We start from the raw sequence: 7,217 nt of genomic DNA, 5'->3' as shown, positions 1-7,217 counted from the left end.
CTGACAGTAGCTTCCGAAGCGTGTACTTTCGATCAATGGCTTACCGAAAATCCGCGCCGGAAAATGTCAAAGATGGGCTAACCTGCTGGGCTGATGCGGCCAAGGGGCCTAAGGCGCTATGCCTCGCCAGGCATTGCCGTCGCCGCCCGCTACGCTCAGCCAAACCTGCGCCCAACCGAAGCAGAGGACGACCGCCCCGGATGCTCTCGCTACTCTCGAAGGCCAAGCCGGCGGGTGCCAAACAGCGCACCGAGCTGGACGAGGTGCTGGGCTCGTTCTGGCCCGTACTGATCGCCGTCGGACTGTTCAGCTTCTTCGTCAACCTGTTGATGCTGGTGCCGCCCCTGTACATGCTGCAGGTGTACGACCGTGTGCTCAGCAGCCGTAGCACTTCCACGCTGCTGGTGCTGACGCTCATCGTGGTGTTCCTGTTTCTAACCATGGGACTGCTCGAGTTCGTTCGCTCTCGAGTGATGAACCGGCTCGGTACGCAGCTTTAGTCGCGACTGTCGGAGCGAGTCTTCGACGCCATGTTCAAGGCCAGCCTCGTGAATCCGTCGCAGACCCACGGACAGCCGTTGGAGGACCTGAAGCAGATCCGCGGCTTCGTCGGCGGCAGATCCTTGATCGCCTTCATCGATCTACCATGGGTCCCGATTTACATCGCTGTACTCTTTCTCTTCCACGTGTGGTACGGCGTGTTCGGCGTCATCGCCGTGGTTATCCTCGCCGCGCTCGCCGTGGCCAACGAGGCGTCGACGCAGGTGCCGCTGGCGCGCTCCCACAACGACTCCGTGGCGGCGCGTAATCTCGCTGCCAGTCAAACGCGCAATGCGGAAGTCGTCGAGGCCATGGGCATGATGCAGCGGCTGCGTGGCCGCTGGCGACAGGTCTACGATGGCTCGATCATTCTCGGACGGGCGCTTGCGCCCATCGACCAGCTCATCTCCGGCTGGAAGCAGTTCGCCTCTGCGCGCACCGCCTACACCCGGCTCGATGAGCTGCTCGCCGATTTTCCGGCGCGCGGCGACCCGATGTCCCTGCCGGCGCCGGAAGGTCGTCTCGGCGTCGAGGGACTGGTCGTGCTGCCGCCAGGCTCGAACAAGCCCGTGGTGCGTGGCCTGAGCTTCGAGCTCGACCCCGGCGAGGCCTTGGGCGTCGTCGGGCCGAGTGGTGCCGGCAAGTCCAGCTTGGCCCGCGCCTTGCTTGGCGTCTGGCCGGCCGCCTCCGGCAAGGTGCGCTTGGACGGTGCCGACCTCTCGCGCTGGAATCGTGAGGAGCTGGGCGCTCATGTCGGCTACCTGCCGCAGGATATCGAGCTTTTCGCAGGCAGCGTCGCGGAAAACATCGCCCGCTTCCATGATTACAACCCCGAGGATTATGTGGATGCCGCCCAGCGCGTCGGCGTGCATCATTTGATCTTGGGCCTGCCGGACCATTACGACACGCAGATCGGCCCCGGCGGCTCGGCGCTTTCGGGTGGCCAGCGCCAGCGCATCGCGCTGGCGCGTGCGATCTACGGCAGCCCGAAGCTCGTCGTGCTCGACGAGCCCAACGCCAGTCTCGACGAACAGGGCGAGGCCGACTTGCTCACATCCCTCGACCGCCTCAAGCAGGCGGACTGCACGGTGGTCCTGATCAGCCACCGGCCGGGTATCCTCATGCGCATGGACAAGCTTCTGGTCATGAAAGACGGCGCCGCGGCCGCCTTCGGGGCCCGCGACGAAATCCTGCCGCGCTTGACCGGCAAGCCGCAGCAGGGTGTGTCTCAGCTCAAGGCGCAGGGCAGCGCCAAGCGTGGTCCGGCGGCGTCATGAGTGGATCCGCGCTTCAGGGTCAGTTCAACCGCGTCGTCGACGCTCCCGCATCAGCAGTCCCGGCGGATCCCAAGCCTTACATTATCGGTGGGCTGCTGGTGCTCCTCGTGAGCTTCGGCGTCTTTGGCACCTGGTCCGCACTGGCGCCGCTGGATAGTGCGGTGGTCACACCGGGGCAGGTAAAGGTCGAGGCGCGCCGCAAGGTCGTCCAGCACTTGGAAGGGGGCATCGTCTCCGAAATCCTCGTCAATGACGGTGACCGGGTCGAAGAAGGCCAGATGCTCATGCGCTTGAGCGATGTGTCGCCTTCCGCTCAGCTGCGCATCGTCCGCCTCCAGCTCTATGCCGCCTTTGCTCTGGAGGCGCGACTGAAAGCCGAGCGTAAGAACCTCGACGCAATCGATTTCCCGCCGGATCTGCGCGAGGCCGCCGACGAGGACCCAGAAGTCAAGGGTATGCTCGAGTCCGAGCGCGAGGTATTCGAGGCGCGCCTGGCATCCTTCAACAACGAGCGCGAGATCCTCCGTCGTCGGATCGAGCAGCTGCGCCAGCAGATCACCGGTGTGGAGGGGCTGTTGGTGGCTCAGGCGGATCGCATCGAGTCCTACCAAGGAGAGGTCGACGAATGGCAGCGCTTGTACGAGGCGAAGCTGGCAGACAAGATCCGTCTCCTGCAGCTCAGGCGCGAGCTGGCCGAGCTGGAAGGTGAGCACGCCTCCACCAAGGCCCGGCTCGCAGAGCTCAAGGTCGCCTCCGCGAGGCCGAGGCGCAAGTCGTCTTGAGCGAGCAACAACGCCTTTCAGAAGTCACCTCTACGCTGCGCGAGACACAGACCAAGATCTCGGATCTGTCCACGCGTGCGCTGGCGCTCGAAGATACCCTGGCGCGCACCGACATCCGCGCGCCGGTAGCGGGAGAAGTCGTCGGTCTGCGGGTGCGCACGGTGGGCGCTGTGGTTGGGCCCGGCGACCCGCTGCTGGAAATCGTGCCCGCCAGCGGTAGTCTGGTCGTGATCGCGCGGGTCAATCCGATAGACATCGACAGTGTGCGGGCCGGCCAAAGCGCGGATATTCGTTTCAGCGCCTTCGATATGCGCTATACGCATGTCATTACCGGCACTGTCGTCAAGGTCTCGGCAGACGCGATGCAAGATCCTCAGTCCGAGCTGCAGTACTACGAGGCGGAGGTCCAGGTGGATGCCGAGGGCATCACCCAAATGCGCGAAGAAGGCTTCAATCTGGTACCCGGCATGCCCGCTGAAGTGCTCATCAAGACCGGTGGCCTTACGCTGATGAGACTACTTGCTGAAGCCTTTCTTGCATATGCTTGCGCGGGCGTTCCGCGAGCAGTAAGCACTCCGCTCCCATGAACGCGGCACTGGTCTTGCAGTTGGCCAGGCAGGATCTGCTTGACCGCTACGCGGGCTCGATGCTCGGCGGCTTCTGGACCTTCGTCCAGCCGTTGCTGAACATGCTCGTGTTCATCCTGGTCTTCTCGCAGATCATGCAGGCGCGCCTGCCGGCGGTCACCGCCGGCGCCCACAGTTACAGCGTCTACCTCATCGCTGGACTGCTGGGCTGGATCGCATTCTCGTCCACGCTGTTGCGCACCACCACCATGTTCATCGACCAAGGCGGGTTGATCAAGAAGGTGCCGCTGGAGCTCACCGTGTTTCCGCTCGCGATCGTCTTGTCCGATACAGTCGTGTTCGTCATCTCCTTCGGGCTGTTCTCGCTCTATCTGCTGATCATCTCGCATCCTTTTACCCCGGCCATGCTCTGGGTGCCGATAGCCTTCGCCTTGCAGCAGGCCTTCGCCGTCAATCTCGGCATCGTGCTCGGCGCCCTGAGCGTCTTCTACCGCGACATCAAAGAGGGCGTCAGTGTGCTGCTCCAGCTCTGGTTCTGGCTGACGCCCATCGTTTACGTCGTGGAGATTCTGCCGGACTGGGTGCAGCCGCTGCTGTGGCTCAACCCCATGTATCCGGTCGTGGATACCTACCACAACGCCGTGTTGTTCGGTGAAGTCACGGCGCCGCAGCGTCTGCTGCCGTTAGTGGTCGTGGCCGCGCTCTCGTTCGTTGCGGGGCGTTGGCTGCTGCGGCGGCTCGAAAGCGATATCCGCGACTTGGTGTGACTCAAAGCGGGCGATGATCAGGGTCCAGAATATCCATAAGCGGTTCAAGCTCTACGCCAAGCCGCAGCATCGTCTGCTGGAGTCTCTGCTGCGCCGGCCGCTGCACCATACCCATCACGCCCTGCACGGCGTCAGCTTCGCTGTCGCTCCCGGCGAGACGCTCGGCATCTTGGGCCGCAACGGCGCCGGCAAGTCCACGCTGCTGAAGATCATCATGGGCGTGCTGCGACCGGATGAAGGTGAGGTTTTCATCGCTGGCCGTGTGACTGGCCTGCTGGAGCTTGGTACCGGCTTCGACATGGAGCTCAGCGGCCTCGCCAACATCCAGCGCAACGGCATCCTGCTCGGCATGACGCGCGAGGAGATCAAGCGTCGCACCGACGCCATCATCGACTTCTCCGAGCTTGCTGCTTACATCGCGGAGCCCCTGCGCACCTATTCCTCCGGCATGGCCATGCGCCTGGCGTTCTCCATAGCCATTCATGCCGAGCCGCAGTGCTTCCTCGTGGATGAGGCGTTGTCGGTCGGAGACGCCCACTTCCAGCAGAAATGTATTCGTCGCATCCAAGATTTTCGCAGCCGCGGCGGGAGCTTGCTGTTCGTATCGCACGACCTCAATGCCGTCAAAGTGCTTTGCGACCGCGCGCTTGTGATCGACGACGGCCAGGTGCAGGTGGACGCGACCCCGGAGGCGGCCGTCAACTTCTACAACCGGCTGATTGCCGAGCTCGACGACGCCGAGCCCAAGCCGGTGGCGCTCGTGTCCCGGTGCTACGGCAGCGGCGCCGTGGAAATGGCCGAGTGGTCCCTGCGGGGTGTCGACTCCCAAGCCGCCACCTTGAGTGCCGGCGAGCCCGCGCAGCTCGATTTCACAGTGACGGGCAACGCCGATGTCGACGATTTCACCCTTGGCTTTCTGATCCGGGATCGCTTCGGCAGAGACATCTATGGCACCAACAGCTTCTTCCTTCAGCAACCGCTATCCATCCGCCGCGGAGAGCAGTTGCTGGTACAGTGGCGCTTCGACATGAACCTGGCGCCGGGCAAGTACACGCTCACGGCCGCGCTGCACAGCCGCGACAACCACCTGGAGGAGTGTTTCCAGTGGTGCGACAATCTGATTAGCTTCGAAGTCGCCGGCATTCGCGGGCCCACCTTCTACGGCGTCGCCCGGCTGGTGCCGAGGCTGTACGTGAGAGAGGGCGAGCCGACATGAGCGCCTTCCACCACGACAACGGCGCACTCGACATCGATGCGCTCGTCGCCGCATTGAAGCGCGAAGCACAGGCCTTGGACGGCGAGGACGTCCCCGACGCAGCCGCAGCAGCCATGCAGACGCGTGTGGCAGCGGTGCCGGCTGCGCAGTCTGCCGCGCGGGAGGTCCAGCTCGCGGACCTGCTCCGCTATGAAGGCGAGGCGTTCCTCGACAAGGCCTATTCCGCGCTGCTCGGTCGTCCGCTGGACGAGGCCGGTCGGGGCACCTACGGAGCCGACGTCACCGCCTCCGGCCACCGCAGTTGGGTACTGACCAACCTGCTTTGGTCAGCGGAAGCCCGCGCGCGTGGCGTTCGACTCCACGGCCTGGAGTGGATGCGCCCGCTGCGGCGGCTGCCCGGCAAGCGCCTGATGCGATTGTGGCTGCGCCTGCGCGAGCGACGCCTCTATCGCCGGCGGCCACAATTCGCAGCCGCCTTGGAGGCGCAGCGCCTTCGCGAGCGCCTCACCTCGGACCTCGCCGCGCAGGCAGACAGCTTCGAGCAGAAGATCGCGCACCAAGCCCAGCACTTCGACCACCAGCTGGCAATGCTTCGGGGCGACTTGCAGACGGCCCAGGCACGCTTGGATCGCCAAGATGATCGCATCCAGAGCCAAGCCGACCGCCAAGACGAATTCACGGGCGATATCGCCGGCCTCGATCAACGCCTCAACCGACTCGTGCGGGAGTATGACTTCGCCCGCAGCGACATGCTCTACCATCGCAGCCGCATGTTCGAGCTGATGCGTGAGCTGCGAGCGGGGCGGGATTGGAGCGCGCAGGCGCCCTCCGTGGAGCCAGCGGCAGCCGAACCCGGCGCGCCCACCGATGCTGCGGCGGCAGCACTCGCGCCAGAGGACATCGCGCGCCTGCACCGCGACGACGCGCTGGAGGGATACTACGTCGCCTTCATGGACGCCTTCCGTGGCGACCGACAGGACATCGAGGCGGGGCAGTCCATCTACCTCGAAGCGCTGCGCGCCGCCGGCACCGTCACCGCACACACGCCCGCCCTGGATATCGCTTGCGGCCGGGGCGAGTGGCTGGATCTGCTCGCCTCCGCCGGCCTGCCGGCAGTCGGGCTGGACAGCAACCCCGCCCTCGTCGAGCAGTGCCGCGAGCGCGGGATGGACGTGCGTCGCGGCGATGCGGTGCACAGCCTCGCCGCCATGGACGACGCCAGCGTCGGCGCCATCACCGCCTTCCATCTGGCAGAGCATCTGCCGTTCCCGCAGCTGTTCGGGCTCGTGCAGCACGCGCATCGGGTGCTCGTGTCCGGCGGTCTGCTCATCCTTGAAACCCCGAACCCTGAGAATTTGCTGGTGGCGGGTCACACCTTCTACCACGACCCCACGCACCGCAATCCGCTGACACCCACGGCGATGTGCTTCTTGCTGCGTTACAGCGGGTTCGCGGAGCCTCAGGTCGAACGGCTGCATCCGTACCCGGAGTCCGCCCGTCTGCCCGGGACCGACCCGGCCTCGGAGCGGCTCAACGGCCTGCTGTGCGGTCCGCAGGACTTTGCCCTGATCGCCCGTAAACCGTGAACGCGGCATCGCCAAAGCGCGCACGAGCGGCGCCTGCGGCCAGGGGTGCCCTTCCGCGCTGCATACCGTGGCGCTGGGCGCTTGCTGGCCACGGCGCATCGGCGTCGCCGTCTCCGGCGCGGGCATGTCGCCTTTTCTTCCCGCGTCAAAATAGCGACAGCCTGGGTGCGACCTCCCAATAATGTCTTCAGCCGAAGCACTCGGCCCCGAACTGGTCGATCTTCTGCCAGAACTGAGCCCAGCGTCCGGCGGTGTTGGTCAGTGCCCTCAGGCTGAGCACGATCTTGGCGCCTTTGGTTTTCCAGCGCATGCCGGAGGCACACAGGCGTTGCTTGACCAGACTCTTGCAGGCGGCCTCGGTGACACCTGAGCCGATCGGGAGGTTCTCGGCGAGGAAGCCCGGATAGTCCATCTGATGGCGATGGTTGTTGAAGTAGGTCCAAGCGCTGTAGGCGTCGTCGC

General features: G+C 64.9%; 7 protein-coding genes and 1 pseudogene. 7 read left to right on the top strand and 1 reads right to left on the bottom strand.

The annotated features are described in order from the left end of the window. The first annotated feature begins 200 nt into the window (after nt 1-200). From QZ607_RS25385 to QZ607_RS25355, 7 genes are read left to right on the top strand one after another with little or no spacing between them, the layout of a single operon-like run. Entirely contained in the window at nt 201-500 is a 300-nt protein-coding gene (locus tag QZ607_RS25385; RefSeq protein WP_295888961.1) for a hypothetical protein, read from the top strand. Between the two features lie 30 nt (nt 501-530). Beyond that, nucleotides 531-1,817: a type I secretion system permease/ATPase gene (locus QZ607_RS25380; RefSeq protein WP_295888956.1), complete on the top strand. Its 1,287-nt coding sequence runs from the start codon at nt 531-533 to the stop codon at nt 1,815-1,817. Next, complete coding sequence (locus QZ607_RS25375; RefSeq protein ID WP_295888950.1) at nt 1,814-2,599, top strand: biotin/lipoyl-binding protein; 786 nt, start codon at nt 1,814-1,816, stop codon at nt 2,597-2,599. Before QZ607_RS25380 ends, QZ607_RS25375 begins: the two co-directional genes overlap by 4 nt. Next, the gene (locus QZ607_RS25370) at nt 2,596-3,186 is read left to right on the top strand and encodes an HlyD family efflux transporter periplasmic adaptor subunit (protein ID WP_295888946.1); all 591 of its coding nucleotides are present in this window, start codon (nt 2,596-2,598) and stop codon (nt 3,184-3,186) included. The genes QZ607_RS25375 and QZ607_RS25370 overlap by 4 nt, the downstream gene beginning before the upstream one ends. Then, nucleotides 3,183-3,953, top strand: a complete 771-nt coding sequence (locus QZ607_RS25365; protein ID WP_295888942.1) for an ABC transporter permease — start codon at nt 3,183-3,185, stop codon at nt 3,951-3,953. The genes QZ607_RS25370 and QZ607_RS25365 overlap by 4 nt, the downstream gene beginning before the upstream one ends. Nucleotides 3,954-3,966: 13 nt before the next feature. Next, nucleotides 3,967-5,169: an ABC transporter ATP-binding protein gene (locus tag QZ607_RS25360; protein ID WP_295888940.1), complete on the top strand. Its 1,203-nt coding sequence runs from the start codon at nt 3,967-3,969 to the stop codon at nt 5,167-5,169. Continuing rightward, the gene (locus QZ607_RS25355; protein WP_295888937.1) at nt 5,166-6,755 is read left to right on the top strand and encodes a bifunctional 2-polyprenyl-6-hydroxyphenol methylase/3-demethylubiquinol 3-O-methyltransferase UbiG; all 1,590 of its coding nucleotides are present in this window, start codon (nt 5,166-5,168) and stop codon (nt 6,753-6,755) included. Before QZ607_RS25360 ends, QZ607_RS25355 begins: the two co-directional genes overlap by 4 nt. 187 nt (nt 6,756-6,942) lie before the next feature. On the opposite strand, the pseudogene QZ607_RS25350 reads toward QZ607_RS25355, so the two are convergent. Further along, nucleotides 6,943-7,217, bottom strand: a pseudogene (locus tag QZ607_RS25350) (ISKra4 family transposase); the annotation flags it as partial.

This window comes from uncultured Thiohalocapsa sp. (genome assembly GCF_913063425.1).
Lineage (GTDB): Bacteria > Pseudomonadota > Gammaproteobacteria > Chromatiales > Chromatiaceae > Thiohalocapsa.
This window is presented reverse-complemented; position numbering and strand designations above follow the sequence as displayed.

What these genes read in the sequence shown, in the direction of transcription:
- QZ607_RS25360 (WP_295888940.1), top strand. Translation starts at nt 3,967, where the DNA reads ATGATCAGGGTCCAGAATATCCATAAGCGGTTCAAGCTCTACGCCAAG.
- QZ607_RS25375 (WP_295888950.1), top strand. Translation starts at nt 1,814, where the DNA reads ATGAGTGGATCCGCGCTTCAGGGTCAGTTCAACCGCGTCGTCGACGCT.
- QZ607_RS25380 (WP_295888956.1), top strand. Translation starts at nt 531, where the DNA reads ATGTTCAAGGCCAGCCTCGTGAATCCGTCGCAGACCCACGGACAGCCG.
- QZ607_RS25365 (WP_295888942.1), top strand. Translation starts at nt 3,183, where the DNA reads ATGAACGCGGCACTGGTCTTGCAGTTGGCCAGGCAGGATCTGCTTGAC.
- QZ607_RS25385 (WP_295888961.1), top strand. Translation starts at nt 201, where the DNA reads ATGCTCTCGCTACTCTCGAAGGCCAAGCCGGCGGGTGCCAAACAGCGC.
- QZ607_RS25355 (WP_295888937.1), top strand. Translation starts at nt 5,166, where the DNA reads ATGAGCGCCTTCCACCACGACAACGGCGCACTCGACATCGATGCGCTC.